12 protein-coding genes are annotated in these 14,852 nt (G+C 49.4%); 6 read left to right on the forward strand and 6 right to left on the reverse strand.

Annotated elements, in window-relative coordinates; genetic code table 11:
• Positions 1 to 285: 285 nt before the first annotated feature.
• Both BTA51_RS02635 and BTA51_RS02640 read left to right on the forward strand, forming a co-directional pair.
• Positions 286 to 675 (forward strand): hypothetical protein, encoded by a 390-nt coding sequence (locus tag BTA51_RS02635; RefSeq protein WP_094705831.1) that lies wholly within the window; start codon positions 286 to 288, stop codon positions 673 to 675.
• 201 nt (positions 676 to 876) lie between these two features.
• Positions 877 to 1,581, forward strand: coding sequence for an aspartate/glutamate racemase family protein (locus BTA51_RS02640; protein ID WP_094705832.1), 705 nt, complete (start codon positions 877 to 879; stop codon positions 1,579 to 1,581).
• A gap of 52 nt (positions 1,582 to 1,633) precedes the next feature.
• Here the strand turns inward: BTA51_RS02640 and BTA51_RS02645 are convergent, their stop codons facing one another.
• Positions 1,634 to 2,614: a glucokinase gene (locus BTA51_RS02645; RefSeq protein ID WP_094705833.1), complete on the reverse strand. Its 981-nt coding sequence runs from the start codon at positions 2,612 to 2,614 to the stop codon at positions 1,634 to 1,636.
• Entirely contained in the window at positions 2,607 to 4,430 is a 1,824-nt protein-coding gene (gene edd, locus BTA51_RS02650; RefSeq protein ID WP_094705834.1) for a phosphogluconate dehydratase, read from the reverse strand. The genes BTA51_RS02645 and edd overlap by 8 nt, the downstream gene beginning before the upstream one ends.
• A gap of 296 nt (positions 4,431 to 4,726) precedes the next feature.
• Between edd and gap the strand changes: the two genes are divergently transcribed.
• Positions 4,727 to 5,731, forward strand: a complete 1,005-nt coding sequence (gene gap, locus BTA51_RS02655) for a type I glyceraldehyde-3-phosphate dehydrogenase (RefSeq protein ID WP_094705835.1) — start codon at positions 4,727 to 4,729, stop codon at positions 5,729 to 5,731.
• An 83-nt stretch (positions 5,732 to 5,814) separates the two neighbouring features.
• Positions 5,815 to 7,263 carry a pyruvate kinase gene (pyk, locus tag BTA51_RS02660; RefSeq protein WP_094705836.1) on the forward strand — a complete coding sequence of 483 codons (1,449 nt, stop codon included), beginning with the start codon at positions 5,815 to 5,817 and terminating at the stop codon, positions 7,261 to 7,263.
• Positions 7,264 to 7,529: 266 nt separating this feature from the next.
• Here the strand turns inward: pyk and BTA51_RS02665 are convergent, their stop codons facing one another.
• The gene (locus BTA51_RS02665; protein ID WP_094705837.1) at positions 7,530 to 9,101 is read right to left on the reverse strand and encodes a DUF4382 domain-containing protein; all 1,572 of its coding nucleotides are present in this window, start codon (positions 9,099 to 9,101) and stop codon (positions 7,530 to 7,532) included.
• 287 nt (positions 9,102 to 9,388) lie between these two features.
• Here BTA51_RS02665 and BTA51_RS02670 point away from each other — a divergent pair, with 287 nt between their 5' ends.
• Positions 9,389 to 10,258 carry a DUF6502 family protein gene (locus tag BTA51_RS02670; protein ID WP_094705838.1) on the forward strand — a complete coding sequence of 290 codons (870 nt, stop codon included), beginning with the start codon at positions 9,389 to 9,391 and terminating at the stop codon, positions 10,256 to 10,258.
• Positions 10,255 to 11,658, forward strand: a complete 1,404-nt coding sequence (locus BTA51_RS02675; protein WP_094705839.1) for a DUF5666 domain-containing protein — start codon at positions 10,255 to 10,257, stop codon at positions 11,656 to 11,658. Before BTA51_RS02670 ends, BTA51_RS02675 begins: the two co-directional genes overlap by 4 nt.
• A 213-nt stretch (positions 11,659 to 11,871) precedes the next feature.
• Here BTA51_RS02675 and BTA51_RS02680 read toward each other — a convergent pair whose 3' ends face one another.
• The 3 genes from BTA51_RS02680 to zwf form a co-directional block, all read right to left on the reverse strand.
• Positions 11,872 to 12,528, reverse strand: coding sequence for a bifunctional 4-hydroxy-2-oxoglutarate aldolase/2-dehydro-3-deoxy-phosphogluconate aldolase (locus BTA51_RS02680; RefSeq protein ID WP_094705840.1), 657 nt, complete (start codon positions 12,526 to 12,528; stop codon positions 11,872 to 11,874).
• Between the two features lie 135 nt (positions 12,529 to 12,663).
• Entirely contained in the window at positions 12,664 to 13,371 is a 708-nt protein-coding gene (gene pgl, locus BTA51_RS02685) for a 6-phosphogluconolactonase (protein ID WP_094705841.1), read from the reverse strand.
• On the reverse strand, positions 13,364 to 14,836 hold the full coding sequence (zwf, locus tag BTA51_RS02690; protein ID WP_094705842.1) for a glucose-6-phosphate dehydrogenase: 1,473 nt from the start codon (positions 14,834 to 14,836) through the stop codon (positions 13,364 to 13,366). The genes pgl and zwf overlap by 8 nt, the downstream gene beginning before the upstream one ends.
• Positions 14,837 to 14,852 lie beyond the last annotated feature (16 nt).

Genomic DNA, 14,852 nt, shown 5'->3' on the forward strand with positions numbered 1-14,852 from the left:
AATGCATTGGGGCATTCAGCACAGATGGTATCGAACACCAGGGGCTATACTGTGTATGCCGATACTCCTAGATTAAGGCACCACCTGCATCATCCCTGTTTTTAATCCCCAAGGCGTATTGGGGGGGAGTAGTACTCCCCCAGACAGTTCCCATCCGGGGCTTAGCTGATGGGTACTATCGCATAAGCGGCGCAGCTAATATGACAAAGTGTTCATCCCTCTCACAAAAAATTGAACTAGAATAGTTTTTGCCCCGAGAAATGATGCAGGTACAGGAGTTTCCTCATGCTACTTACAGATAAAACCCCTGCCAGACTGGCGCAGGTATCACTGTTCTTCTCCATAGCCAACTTTGTTTTCGATGGAATTAATGGGCATTCGCTGCTGCTGTTTGCCGTTTTTACCCTCTCGGTATATACCACCACGCGAATTTTCATTCTGTTCAATCAGATTCAGCAGACTGCCGCCGTCGACTTTGGCGAGCTGAAAAATTATTTGCTGGTCGCCGCAGTTCTGTTTATCGGTATTGCCACCTTTGCCTATTCTTACCTGTTTGGCGTGTTTTATCTCTTTATAACCGGAGTTTACTTTATCTCCCCCTATGATCGGGACTGGCTCGCCGGCCGTTCCAAAATCGTGGTTTTTGAAAATAAAGTTGAATACCGGGAAGTCTGAAGAAACGACAATCATTCGGGCGGTTATTCACCGCCCTCTTTACTTCCACTCCCCCTACACCAACCATCGTAAAACCGGGATTTTCAAGCTATACCGATTATCCCCTATGTACCCGCGAGCAAACCCTGAGGCAACCTGAAAGCAGCTGCCAAATCCCCTATAGCAAACAATGACTAAAACAAATAATAAAAGGAGTATTTAATGAAAACGCTGGGCGTTATTGGAGGCATGAGCTGGGAATCAACAGTTTCCTATTATCAAAAACTCAATCAGGGCGTCAGAAATCAGATGGGGGGCCTACACTCAGCCTCACTTTTGCTTAGCAGTTATGATTTTGCTGACATCGAACAACTTCAGGTCGCACAGAACTGGAAGGCATTGGGCGAAAGGTTGGCAGATACAGCACGGACACTTGAACAGGCCGGCGCCGAAGGTGTGTTAATCGCCACCAATACCATGCACAAGGTCGCAGATGAAGTGGAATCAGCCATCAAAATCCCCCTGCTTCATATCGCCGATGCCACCGCGCGCCGTCTTCAGAATCAGGGCATTAAGAGAGTTGCCTTGCTGGGCACGATTTTCACCATGCAGATGGATTTTTATAAAGAGAGGTTGCGGCAGAAGGCAGAGGTGGATGTACTGGTTCCCTCTCAGGATCAACAACTTGAGGTCAATCGGATCATTTACGAGGAACTGTGCCAGGGAAAAACGCTTGCGGAATCACAGAGCTTTTACAGAAAGGTGATTGAGGAATTAGGCGAACAGGGCGCGGAAGGTGTCATTCTGGGTTGCACGGAAATTGGCCTATTGATTCAACCCGAGCACACCCATCTGCCGCTTTTTGATACGACAGAAATCCATTGTAAGGATGCCGTCACCTGGATGCTGGCCACATCCTGTATATAGACGGTGCAAACTCTCAGCTTGCACCGTCCGTTTCTATCTACACTTCTGATAACTAAACTTCAGAGTTGGCCAGAGCTTCTGCCGCCCCCAACAGGCCGGTGTAGGCTTCCATCACAACAAAGACCGGAATGGATTCCAGATATCCCCGCATCCGCCCCTTATTCTCGAAAGCTTCCCGGAAGCCACTGCTTTTAAAGAAATCGGTAAACCGAGGGATAATTCCCCCACAGACATAAACTCCACCCAAGGCACCAATCGTTAAAGCAGCATCCCCTGCCACCTGACCAAATATTTTGCAGAACATGGCAAGTGTCTGTTCAGCCAACTCATCTTCGCCTTTGAGCGCAGCGTCAGTAATCTCCGAGGGCTTATGGTATTTCGATTCCCGGGAGGTGACCTGAGCCAGACTTTGATATAAGTTCACCAACCCATCACCACAGAGAATTCTCTCCACGGATACACGATCAAAACGCTCCATCAACACTTTGAGTACCGAAATTTCCAAATCGGTGGTTGGCGCAAAGCTGACATGCCCGCCTTCTGTAGACAAAGGCACCCAGTTCGCCCGGGTTTTAACCAGCCCTGAGACTCCCAGGCCCGTCCCCGGGCCAATGACTAATCGGGCCCGCGCAGACATCACCCTGTCATCTTCGGCTTCTAGCCCGCCGACCTGAATAAGCTGGTCTGCGGCGATATGCGGAACCCCAAGTGCCATGGCAGTAAAATCATTAATACACTTAAAAGAGGTCAACCCAAGCTTGCTTTGCACTTCCTTTTTAGAGAAGACCCAGTGATTGTTCGTCATCTTGACGATATCGTTGTGCACCGGACAGGCAAAGGCGATGCTGGCTTCCGATACGTCCGTAACCTGACAACGCTCCAGATAATCCAGCACGGCTCCATCGAGATTGTCATAGTCCGCACAGGGCAATACTTCAATATGTTGCAGGTTGGTTGATCCAGGTTCTACCAAGGCAAAGCGGGCATTCGTCCCGCCGATATCACCAACCAAGGCAAATTCTTGCTTACTCATCGACACCGCTCCAGAATACAGATGCTCCCTGCTCGGGATTGCCTGCATTTTGCCGCATGGCACCGAATAACTCACGCCCGAAATTGACATTGCGACTGGAAAGATCCACTTGCGCCAGAGGCCTCTGAGAAAGCTCGGCTTCCTCAACCAGTAGCTCAAGGGTTCCAGCCTTGGCATCCAAACGCACAAGGTCACCGTTCTGGATCTTCGCCAGAGCACCACCATTAGCGGCCTCAGGATATACATGGATGGCAGCAGGTACTTTGCCGGAAGCTCCGGACATACGCCCATCTGTCACCAGCGCCACTTTAAAACCGCGGTCCTGCAGAACGCCAAGATAAGGGGTCAACTTATGCAATTCGGGCATGCCATTGGCCTTGGGCCCCTGAAATCTGACGACAGCAATAAAGTCACGTTCCAGCTCGCCACGCTTGAAAGCGTCAGCCATTTCGTCCTGATCTTCAAATACCACTGCTGGCGCTTCCACGACCCAATGTTCTTGGGCCACAGCCGACACCTTGATCACACCACGTCCAAGATTTCCTTGCAGTGCCTTCAATCCACCGTCTGGAGCAAAAGGTTCCGAAGCAGGACGTAAAACGGTGTCATCCTGGGACGATTCCACAGCAGGGCTCCAGACTACCTGATCATTCTCCAATGCCGGCACTTGGGCATACCGGTCAAGACCTTCACCCATCACCGTTTTCACATCGTTGTGCAGCAGGCCGGCTCCCAACAGCTCTCTAATAAGGAAGGGAGTACCACCCGCTTCATGGAATGCATTTACATCCGCTTGCCCGTTGGGGTAAATCCGAGTTAACGAAGGAACAACTGATGACAACTCATCAAAGTCATTCCAATCAATGATAATTCCGGCCGCCCGGGCAATTGCCACCCAATGCATAGTGTGGTTAGTGGAACCACCGGTACATAGAAGTGCCACAAGAGCGTTAACGATCGTTTTTTCATCAACGATCTGCCCTAAGCCCAGCTTTCCGCCATTCGGCGCTGAAAGACGAACGATTTGCTGGGCAGCCTCTGCTGTCAGAGCGTCGCGCAAAGGAGTATTGGGATGAACGAAGGCAGCACCGGGTAGATGCAGGCCCATCACTTCAACCAGCAACTGATTACTGTTAGCGGTCCCGTAAAAAGTACAGGTTCCCGGACTGTGGTAAGACTTGCTTTCCGACTCCAGCAGCTCATCCTTACCAACTTTGCCCTCAGCATACAGTTGGCGGATACGTTGCTTCTCTTTATTAGGAATACCGGTAGGCATTGGACCAGCCGGAACCAGAATTCCAGGAAGGTGACCAAAACTCAACGCTCCGATCAACATGCCTGGGACAATCTTGTCGCAGATACCCAATAACAGCATCGCATCAAACATGTTATGACTCAGGGCAATGGCAGTTCCCATGGCGATGTTGTCGCGGGAAAACAAACTCAACTCCATACCCGGCTGCCCTTGGGTAACGCCATCGCACATAGCTGGCACACCGCCGGCAAATTGGGCTACAGAACCCATCTCACTCACCGCGCGACGGATAATATCCGGATAGGTGTCATAAGGCTGATGGGCGGAAAGCATATCGTTGTAGGCAGATACAATAGCCACATTAGCCTTGTTCATCAGGCGCAAAACATCTTTTTCTGATTGACTGCAGGCTGCAAAACCATGTGCCAGATTACCGCAGGATAAAACTCCACGCTGGGGAGACTGACTTTTCAAGCTTTCAAGCCTGGCCAGATACGCTTCCCGGGTTGGCCGACTTCTTTCAATAATCCGTTGGGTAACACTCTGGACTGTTGCATGCATGATCAATTCACTCGCTGATATTTTTGTTCATCGATTCGTAAGTTTCTTACAAATACTTGTTAATGCTATCGATAAATCTGGCTGTCACTACTTTTGAGGCCGAAATAATGACTGCGATGCCTGATTTCGGCATTGAATTCTTGATTTCTGTCAGTTTCAGAAACCTATTTGTAGGTAATATTACAAGATATAAACAACATTTTCATGCTGAAGACCTATCAAATCAAAAATTATTTTGTTATATTTACTACATCTCACAATAACAACAGCTCAACTTTACCTCCAGGAGGTTCGTGATGACGATTAAAGTAGCTATTAATGGTTTCGGTCGTATTGGTCGCAACGTACTTCGTGCCCTTTACGAAAACAACTACCGCCAAGACATCCAGGTAGTTGCCATCAATGATCTCGGCGATTCAGCCATCAATGCACATCTTTTAAAGTATGACACAGTCCACGGCCGCTTCTCCGGCGAAGTTAGCCATGATGCCGAGTCAATGACTGTCAATGGTGATCGCATAGCTATCCTCGCTCAGCGCGACCCTAAACAACTTCCCTGGACAGCACTCAATGTTGATGTTGTTTACGAGTGCACCGGATTCTTCACCAGCAAAGAAACTGCTGGAGCCCATATAGAAGCCGGCGCCAAGAAAGTCATTATCTCAGCCCCAGGCAAAGATGTAGACGCTACCGTTGTTTTCGGTGTTAACGACAACATCCTGACTGCTGAACACCAAATCATCTCCAACGCTTCATGCACCACCAACTGCCTGGCTCCTGTCGCTCAGGCCGTGCAGAACTCCGTGGGTATTGAAAGCGGTCTGATGACCACCATTCACTCATACACCAACGACCAGAAACTGACTGACGTTTATCATGAGGATCTGTATCGTGCGCGCTCTGCCACACAATCCATGATCCCGACCAAAACCGGTGCTGCTGCAGCAATCGGACTGGTTCTACCTGAATTGGATGGCAAACTGGACGGCATGGCTGTTCGTGTACCTACGATCAATGTTTCCCTGGTGGACTTCAGCTTTGTAGCCAACAGAGACACCAGCAAAGAAGAAATTAATCAAATTCTTCGTGAAGCTTCCCAGAATTCATCTATCCTCGGATATAACGATGAAAAACTGGTCTCTACTGACTTCAATCATTCAGCCTTTTCCAGCATCTTCGATGCCAACCAGACCAAGGTAAAAGGTCGTCATGTCAAGGTAATGGCTTGGTATGACAACGAATGGGGATTCTCCAACCGGATGCTGGACAATACGCTGGCATTGATGAAGGTAGCCAAGTAACTCAGACAACGCTGTCCGTTGAATTCTGAGAGTTTACCTGCGTTTTATACCGGTGAGAGACCCATTAGTAGAGGAAATATAAGATGTTACGCCGCACCAAGATCGTCGCGACCCTAGGTCCTGCGACCAGCACCCCAGAATCCCTCGACGCCATCATTAAGGCTGGCGTTGATGTGGTACGCTTGAACTTTTCTCACGGGGAGGCAGAAGATCATATCGCTCGCGCCGAGCTGGTGCGGGAACTTGCAAGAAAAAACAATCGGTTTGTAGCCATTCTGGCAGACCTGCAAGGCCCCAAGCTTCGTATTTCCCGGTTTGTTGACGGTAAAATCAATCTGGCCAAAGGACAACGATTTGTCCTGGACGCCAAACTGGATAAAGACGCTGGAGATATTGACCGCGTCGGTATCGATTACGAACAACTGGTCAGCGACGTTAAACCTGGTGATATCCTATTGCTGGACGACGGCAGACTGGAACTGGCGGTTGAAGACGTTATCGGTTATGAAATCGGCTGCCGGGTTTTGATCGGCGGCAAACTGTCGAATAACAAAGGCCTGAACCGTAAAGGCGGCGGTCTTTCGGCCAATGCTCTGACAGACAAGGACAAAAGAGACATTGTCACTGCTGCGAAACTGCGCGCAGATTATGTCGCTGTATCTTTCGCACGCTGCGCTGAGGATATGCACGAAGCCCGGCAACTACTGGCAGAAGCAGGCTCAAAAGCAGGCGTTATCGCTAAAATCGAACGTGCAGAGTTGGTGGATAATGACGAAGCTCTCGATTCAGTCATATTGGCCTCTGATGCCGTGATGGTCGCTCGTGGTGACCTGGCAGTTGAGATTGGAGACGCTGAATTGGTGGGCGTGCAGAAGCACATCATCTCCCGTGCCCGTACTCTGAATCGCGTGGTGATTACAGCCACCCAGATGATGGAGTCAATGATTAACAGCCCCATGCCAACCCGCGCAGAGGTTTCCGACGTCGCCAATGCCGTGATGGATTATACCGATGCCGTCATGTTGTCGGCGGAATCCGCAGTTGGTGAATACCCCACTGAAGCTGTGGCAGCGATGGCACGCATTTGTGTCGGCGCAGAAAAACACCCATCGACTCATGTGTCCAAACACCGAATCAATCAGGCGATGGCAAAAGTGGATGAGGCGATCGCCCTTTCCGCTATGTATGCCGCGAATCATTTGCAAGGCATTAAAGCCATCATCTGCATGACCGAAACCGGTGCAACACCGCTCCTGATGTCGAGAATAAAGTCACCTCTGCCCATCTACGCCTTCTCTCGTCATCACGAGACCCAGCATAGGGTGACCTTATTCCGCGGCGTCCAAACTGTTGCCTTTAACTCTGATGAGCATCCACATGCGGAAATCAATCAGTTGACGGTCAATGAGTTGGTAAAAATGGGAGTTGTCAGAGATGGCGACCTGGTCATTATGACCAAGGGTGACTACGTCAACGCCCAGGGCGGCACCAATACGATGAAAATTGTACGGGTAGGCGACAAGATTCAATAACCAGCTCGCAAGAATATTGATACCTGCAGCCGGACAGGTTACTCCGGCAGGCTTTTCAAGTTCACACTCTCGCACTCGCAATCAGAGTGACTTCAGCAGGGTTCCGGAGTCCCATCCTACCCTGCTCTTTTTTTGCCTGCAGATTCTTGCAGGATAGCTTTCCAAAGGCATAAAAAAAGGCCCAGATTGCAACGGGAGTACTTTGATCAACGCAACCTGAGCCTAAATACGGCAATATTTTTGACAACGAAATGAAACGGACGGCTCTATTCAGCCTTTATAAACACCACCTCAGCAATAAAATTGCCTGATAATTCATCTTCTTCGCCAAAAGCCTCAATAGCAGTACCTACAGGAGCTTCTGACAATGAGATTTCCTCACTTGAGAATGCTGATTCCGAATCAGTGATCAGGAAGACTCTGGCCTCACCGGCATCAACAATGACCGTCTCCAATGATTCAGTCTGGACTTCAATCATCCCGGACAACTCGTCCAAGGTGACAACAGTCCCTTCCAGCATATCCTGATCTTCAGCATCGCCAGCCAACAGGACAAAAGGCGAACGCAGCACATCAGGCTCTGTATCTGATATTGAGAAAACCGCGTCGATACGTGCCGATCGACCAGCAGTAACATCCTCTATCCCCATCTCCATACCGTCATCGGAGAAGATCCGCGTCTTCTCGAACAATTGAACGGGCAATGATGAGGTAGCATCGATCCCCTGACCGTCATCAACATCAAACTCAAATTGTGAAGAAATCTCGTCCACCGGAGTCATCACTAAACCGGAGTATCGAGAAAAGGCAGTTAATGGGCCTTCCTCAATGGTGTATGCATGAACCGAAAAGAGAAATGCGGTCTTGAGACCTTCATGACCGATGACAACAGCATTCTCGGGAACCGCATCAATATCATCACAATCGACCGGAGCAAGCTGCTGACCCGGCTCCAAATCCAAATACCAGATACGGCACATGCCGGGTGGCGGCAATTGTCCGTTAGGTATATCAGGTAGAGAACTCAACATGGCTGACAGTCGACCGATGACAGTAATCGAGTCTCCCTCTTGCAGATCTTCTTCCAACGGAAGACCAGAGCTTCCAAAAATACCCGTAGCCTCGTCAGTAACTATGTTGAAGCAATGTTCTTCGGAACCAGAAAGTGGATTAACAGAGTCTGTAATGAGCTGGGTCTGACACAAATCGAATGTCAGCCCCTCAATATTCTCAACAACACCATGTAAGCGGATGAACTTATCTCTCGGAGGCTGTGAGTAGATATTCGCAAACACAACCGGCCGCAGGATAATCTTGCCATTACCCGTCTCGGTCAGCTTAAGCGCTTTATTCATGTCGAAGTCGATTTCGAGGAAAAGAACATCACCAGGAGCAACGCTAAAGCCACTTTTGGACAACACCTTGATAACCCCGGAGGGCAGCTTTGCCTCCTTCACGACATCGTTCCCTGAGTCGTCCTCCGTCGTCAAAGTCACTTTGGTTGCAGTAATCCAGACAGACTGATAATCCCCCGGCGGCACTTCAGCCGTATCCACAAACTCATAAAAGTCAGGAAGTTTCAGCAGGTCCAGGGTTTGCTCCCCTGAGAACAAAGTGACCCGCCCATCATCGCCGACTAACTCGGCCTTGGTAAAAGTAACCTCTGCACTCTTGTATTCCTGAGAGGTTGCATCAGTAAATACCAAGCCCACTTTGGCATAGGTATCGGAAGAAGCTGAGCTACTCACACTACCGGAGTCGTCAGTTCCCCCACTACCGCCCCCGCCGCCACATGCGGCGAAGAACGCACAGAATAAGACAACAATCCACTTATACATCTAAACCTCCATTATTTATTCACGCCCAAAATGCGAAACATTACCGACTTTGTCAGTATTGATACTTCCAGGGCCCGTTAATGCGTTTACAATAAGTGGATACAAAGTAGTTTTGCTGCTGGCGCCAACTTCTTATAAAGTCTCGCCATATCAAAGTATCTCTTTGTAACCCATATTTATCATTATGTGTATTTTGGTTATTTTTTGGGAGTTTTTTCCCAATTAATTTAAATTTTGTATAAAATCGGACCTAATGTCCATGGTGTTGGTGGAATTTTCCCAAATTTATGAATGAACGACTGAAACAGGCGATTTATTCAGCTGTATATCGAATGCTTCGGCCGCTGGTTTTGACACTCTTAAAGCAGGGAGTGTCTTATGCTGAATTCAGCGATCTGGCTCGCCGGGCATATATAGATGCAGCGGCAGAGGATCTTGCTTTGCCGGATCGCAAGCAAAGCATTTCTCGTGTGTCAGTACTAACCGGAATCAACCGGAAGGAAATCGCACGCCTACAGAAAGAACCAAATCCCGCAGAAACCGGTCAGGCAGCCGACGTCAACCGCGCATACAGAGTGGTAAACGGCTGGCTTCAGGATGACCGATACCAGCAAGACGGACAGCCAGCCACCCTGCAAATTGAAGGGGATTCCCCCAGCTTCAGCGATCTTGTCAGACGCTATAGTGGCGATGTTCCCTGGCGTGCGGTTTTAGACGAACTGTTACGATTAGGACAAGTTGAAAGACAGGATAATGAGGTACAATTGGTGACACAGGGATATATCCCCCAAGAGGACCTGGAGGAGAAATTCCAAATTATGGGGCGTGCAGCATCTGACATCATGGCAACCTTTGGCCACAACTTGTCTCACACCCCACCAGATACACGAGTACAACGTACTGTTGCCTATACCAATCTTCCCGAGGACGTTATGGATATCATTCGCCAGAGAAGCAAGGAAGAAGCTGAAGAGTTTTTACAAAAAACCAACAAGTGGCTGTCCCGGGTCGATGCCCAAAACACTTCCGATCAGGAGCCTACAACTTCACGCAATTACCGGGCGGGAATTGGACTTTACTATTTTGAAGAAGCCCTACCCTGCGCCGAGGAAAAACCTGTTAAACCAAAGCGGAAATCAACCGGAGACAAGACATGATGATCTTTAGACAGCTCATCTTATTCGCCTGCGTTCTGGGCATTGTCCTGTCTTCAGGTTGCGGCGGTGGTTCAGGCGGTGGATCAGTCGCCAGCAATGGAGGCATCGAAGGCACCGGAGCCCCTGTGGCCTCAATGGGCAGTGTTACCGCCTTTGGCAGCGTATTTGTCAATGGCGTGGAATATGACACCAACAGCGCAAATATAACGATCGACAACACCTCATCACAACCAGAAGACTCTTTAAGTCTTGGCATGGTCGTGCTGGTAAAAGGTACCGTTAATCGCAACGGGAAAACCGGTGACGCGAACAGTGTCGTATTTGACCAAAATCTCGAAGGTCCAATTAGCAGCACCAATACTGTTGATGGCCTGCTCGTACTGACTGCCTTAGGCATTGAAGTAACAGTGACTGACGACACCGTTCTTGAAAATGTCGACTATGACGGACTGACGGCTGGCATTGTCATCAGTGTCAGCGGCTTTACTGCCGGAGATTCTATTATTGCGACACGCATCGAAAAGCTGGCAGACAGCCACACCAATGGTGACAAACTTGAGGTTGAAGGTATCGTCGGCAATATTGATACGCTGCTCAAAGAATTCACCATTGGTACACAAAACGTTGATTATGATGGCGCGGTTGTAGTGCCAGCCTCTGCCACATTGGAAAATGGCAGTCTGGTTGAGGTCAAGGGCACGGAATTTAATGGCGCAACTTTGGTTGCAACCCAGGTACGGATTAAGTCTAAAGATGCCGGCTTTGAAAATGGTGATAACGTAGAAATAGAAGGCGTCATCACAGACTTCAACTCCAGCGCCGACTTTACTGTCAGCGGAGTGATTGTGAATGCCAGTGATGCCGACTTTAGCAATGGAAGCGAATCCGATCTCGCAAACGGTATCCGTCTGGAAATAGAGGGGGAAATTGACACTGATGGCGTACTGCAAGCCTCCAAGGTCACGATTAAATCTAACCCCAAAAACAAGCTGAGGGCGGAAGCCAGCAACATCAATACAACTGCTCACACTCTCACCCTGCTCGGTGTCACAGTGGAGACGAATAGCACGACCATTTTCCAGGACACAGGCACTGGTCGACTAAGATTCTTCACTTTCGAAGATATCGAAGAAGGGGATTGGATTGACGTGCAGGGCAACTTCCAGGGAGGCACTGTAAGTGTTAGCAGATTGACTCGCCGTCAATCCAGCAGTGGAGTCCTAGTGAAGGGAACCGTCACAGCCAAGACAGCCGACACATTGACAGTCATGGGCATCACCATCGACACGACCGACGTAGACGCCAGTAGCATTGTTGTAGGAGACCTGATTGTCGCTGAAGGTCTGACAGTGATCGGTGCAGACACTCTAAGAGCAGACTCCATATCGGTGGAAGACTAGACCGATATGGACCCCTCCGTGGAGAGTGCCGTACATTTCACGAATGATTACGGCACACCCGCCCGGATATTGATGCTCTTCCGGAGTTCTTCACTCTGACTTTCGTCGGAGCTGACATCCCGCTAAAGAGAAGCAAAAAAAACCCGCCATTGGCGGGTTAAAAATATTGCTTGCGCAATGAGGGAGGGTCGTACTATCCCCAAAAAGAACCTTTCACTTCACAGCTGCCAGGCTCTTCTCGGCAATAGATCGGAGTTGCGCCCAATCGCCTGCTGCGATGGCGTCCTTGGGTGTTAACCAGGAACCACCAACCGCATTGACGTTTGACAACGCAAGATAATCTTTAGCCTTCTCCAGAGTGATTCCACCCGTCGGGCAGAAACTTATATCCGGAAACGGACCGCTATAAGCTTTCAATGCAGAAACACCTCCAGCAACTTCTGCTGGAAAAAACTTAAATGTCCGATATCCCAATCGGTAACCTTCCATCACTTCTGACAGAGAGGATACTCCCGGCAAAAGAGGGATTTTTGCCGTCATTCCATATTCCAACAGCTCAGAAGTTGAACCGGGAGTGATAACAAATTGCGCGCCTGCCGCTTCCGCCGCTTCAAATTGAGCTTTAGTCGCCACCGTGCCCACTCCGACCCACACATCCGGGAGTGCAGCTCGCAGGTCGCTAATGGCTTGCAACCCATAAGGGGTACGCAGTGTGATTTCCAGAATCCGTAAACCACCTTCAACCAGCGCCTTACCCAAAGGCAACGCATCTTCCGGACGATCTATAGTGATCACCGGCACCAGCGGACAACTGGAAACAATTTTATCCAGCTGCTCTTGCAGATGTTGTGGGTATGCTTGGTTTGTCATAATTTTGCTCTCTTTCGTAGCGACCAGTTCCAAAGATCCAGCCTTGAATTATTTCAACTTGCCCTGGCGAAGCCCTTAAGGGCTTCCATTTTCATTATTTAGTTATAATCCCGTGATTCTCATCCCGGGTCTTGGTCAGAGACTCCAGTAAATTTCCAATCCTGACCCAATAAATCCACGTACCGGCATTTTTTCCACCGCGTTCAAATCTGCCAGCACTTTTGTCATGGTGGCAGATTTGTCCTCACCAGTGATATGCAGCACTGTGTGCCTTGCAGCAGACAGGACCGGATAAGCCAGCGTCATACGGTCATGAGGAGCATCCAAAGGCGTTACCACTGCGCACTTTCTATCAGTGGTCATGGCATTAGCCAATCCACTGGTTCCGGGAAACAGAGAAGCAGTGTGACCATCATTCCCCATACCCAGAATCAACACATCAATTGGCCAGCTCAAATTCCGAAGCTCAGAATCGAGAGCCTCAATCGCCGATTCTGGTGCCTGCTCTGGCGTTTTCAATGGGATAAAATTTGCATCGGACGCAAAGTTGGATACGAGATGCTTTCTAACCAACGCAGCATTACTGGCCGGATCGTCTTCATTCACCCAGCGCTCATCGGCCAACGTGATATCAACGCGACTCCACGGCAATTGCTCTTTTGAGAGCGCCTCGAAAAAAGCCACCGGAGTCCTGCCACCGGAAACAACCAAAAGAGCCCGATCCTTGCTGGCAAGCGCTTCCCGAAGCCACTCAGCGACCTGACCGGCCAGCTGTTCTGCAAGCTGTTGGCGATCCTCTGCAGTGTTTAATCCAACCCCTTGCGGGAAATTTAAATCACGCATCTTCGTACCAACTCCTGCCATCACGAGCAATCATGGCAATGGAGGATACCGGCCCCCAGCTACCCGCGGCATATTTCTTGGGCGCTAATCCCAGCTCTTCCCATCCAGAGATTATTTGATCGATCCACCGCCAAGCCCACTCAACTTCGTCCCGGCGCACAAACAGATACTGATTTCCTTTGATGAACTCCCACAACAACCTTTCATAGGCATCTGGCACCCGGCCAGTCTTGAAAGCCTCAGAGAAACTAAGTTGAAGTGGTCCCTGACGCAGACGCATTCCCTTATCCAACCCTTGATCCTTGGTCAGCACCTGTAGAGATATTCCCTCATCAGGCTGCAGACGAATGATCAGTTTGTTGTTGGCAATATGCTTCTGATCCGGATCGAAGATGTAGTGTGGTGCCGGCTTGAAATGAATAATGATTTCCGACAGCTTTTCCGGCATGCGTTTGCCCGTGCGCATATAAAATGGCACACCCGCCCAACGCCAGTTACAGATTTCAGCTTTGATCGCTACGAAGGTCTCGGTAGAACTACCTTGATTGGCGTCTTCTTCTTCCAGATAGCCTGGAACAGACTTACCGTCGATGTTCCCAGCCGTGTACTGGCCACGAACCATATGACTTTCCATCATGTCAGGAGTCACTGGTTTCAGAGCTTTAAGCACTTTAACTTTTTCGTCCCGGATACTATCAGCGGAAAGATCAGAAGGTGGATCCATCGCGATCAGGCACAACAACTGCAGCAGGTGGTTCTGCACCATATCCCGCAATTGTCCGGCTTTGTCGAAGTAACCCCAGCGCCCCTCAATACCGACTTTTTCAGCCACCGTGATCTCAACATGGGAGATGTATTTCTGGTTCCACTGGGTTTCAAACAGATTGTTGGCAAATCTCAGTGCAATCAGATTTTGCACTGTTTCTTTACCTAGATAGTGATCAATACGATAGAGCTGGGTTTCATCAAAGTATTCTGCCAGCTGACTATTGATCTCGTGCGAAGATTCCAGACTATGTCCGATGGGCTTCTCAACCACAACACGGGTGGACCGTTCGATACAGCCGCTGGATTTAAGATTGGCTCCGATTCCACCATAGATAGAAGGTGGTGTTGCCATATATAGAAGCAGAGGCGCATCTGTTTCAGACTTCCAGGCCTTCAGCTGCTCATAGCCTTCAGGGGCCAGAAAATCCAGACGCATATACTCAACTTTGCTGAAGAACCGCTTGATGGAGTCCGCATCCCGCTGATTTTCCGGTATACGCTCCTTCAGCTTCTCCAGAGTTTCAGCCTTGAACGCCGCCTCGTCAACTTCCTGTCGGGCCAAGGCCAGAATACGCATGTCCTCATGCAGTAATTGAGACCGCTCCAGCTGATAAAGAGCAGGAAACAGTTTGCGCTGAGCCAAATCACCCAACGCCCCAAAAAGTACGAAATCACACTGTGTTGTTGATATATTCATCTTATATTCGTTTCGT

The organism is Hahella sp. CCB-MM4, from assembly GCF_002260525.1.
GTDB lineage: Bacteria > Pseudomonadota > Gammaproteobacteria > Pseudomonadales > Oleiphilaceae > Hahella.

What these genes read in the sequence shown, in the direction of transcription:
- BTA51_RS02635 (WP_094705831.1), top strand. Translation starts at nt 286, where the DNA reads ATGCTACTTACAGATAAAACCCCTGCCAGACTGGCGCAGGTATCACTG.
- BTA51_RS02640 (WP_094705832.1), top strand. Translation starts at nt 877, where the DNA reads ATGAAAACGCTGGGCGTTATTGGAGGCATGAGCTGGGAATCAACAGTT.
- BTA51_RS02645 (WP_094705833.1), bottom strand. Translation starts at nt 2,614, where the DNA reads ATGAGTAAGCAAGAATTTGCCTTGGTTGGTGATATCGGCGGGACGAAT.
- edd (WP_094705834.1), bottom strand. Translation starts at nt 4,430, where the DNA reads ATGCATGCAACAGTCCAGAGTGTTACCCAACGGATTATTGAAAGAAGT.
- gap (WP_094705835.1), top strand. Translation starts at nt 4,727, where the DNA reads ATGACGATTAAAGTAGCTATTAATGGTTTCGGTCGTATTGGTCGCAAC.
- pyk (WP_094705836.1), top strand. Translation starts at nt 5,815, where the DNA reads ATGTTACGCCGCACCAAGATCGTCGCGACCCTAGGTCCTGCGACCAGC.
- BTA51_RS02665 (WP_094705837.1), bottom strand. Translation starts at nt 9,101, where the DNA reads ATGTATAAGTGGATTGTTGTCTTATTCTGTGCGTTCTTCGCCGCATGT.
- BTA51_RS02670 (WP_094705838.1), top strand. Translation starts at nt 9,389, where the DNA reads ATGAATGAACGACTGAAACAGGCGATTTATTCAGCTGTATATCGAATG.
- BTA51_RS02675 (WP_094705839.1), top strand. Translation starts at nt 10,255, where the DNA reads ATGATGATCTTTAGACAGCTCATCTTATTCGCCTGCGTTCTGGGCATT.
- BTA51_RS02680 (WP_094705840.1), bottom strand. Translation starts at nt 12,528, where the DNA reads ATGACAAACCAAGCATACCCACAACATCTGCAAGAGCAGCTGGATAAA.
- pgl (WP_094705841.1), bottom strand. Translation starts at nt 13,371, where the DNA reads ATGCGTGATTTAAATTTCCCGCAAGGGGTTGGATTAAACACTGCAGAG.
- zwf (WP_094705842.1), bottom strand. Translation starts at nt 14,836, where the DNA reads ATGAATATATCAACAACACAGTGTGATTTCGTACTTTTTGGGGCGTTG.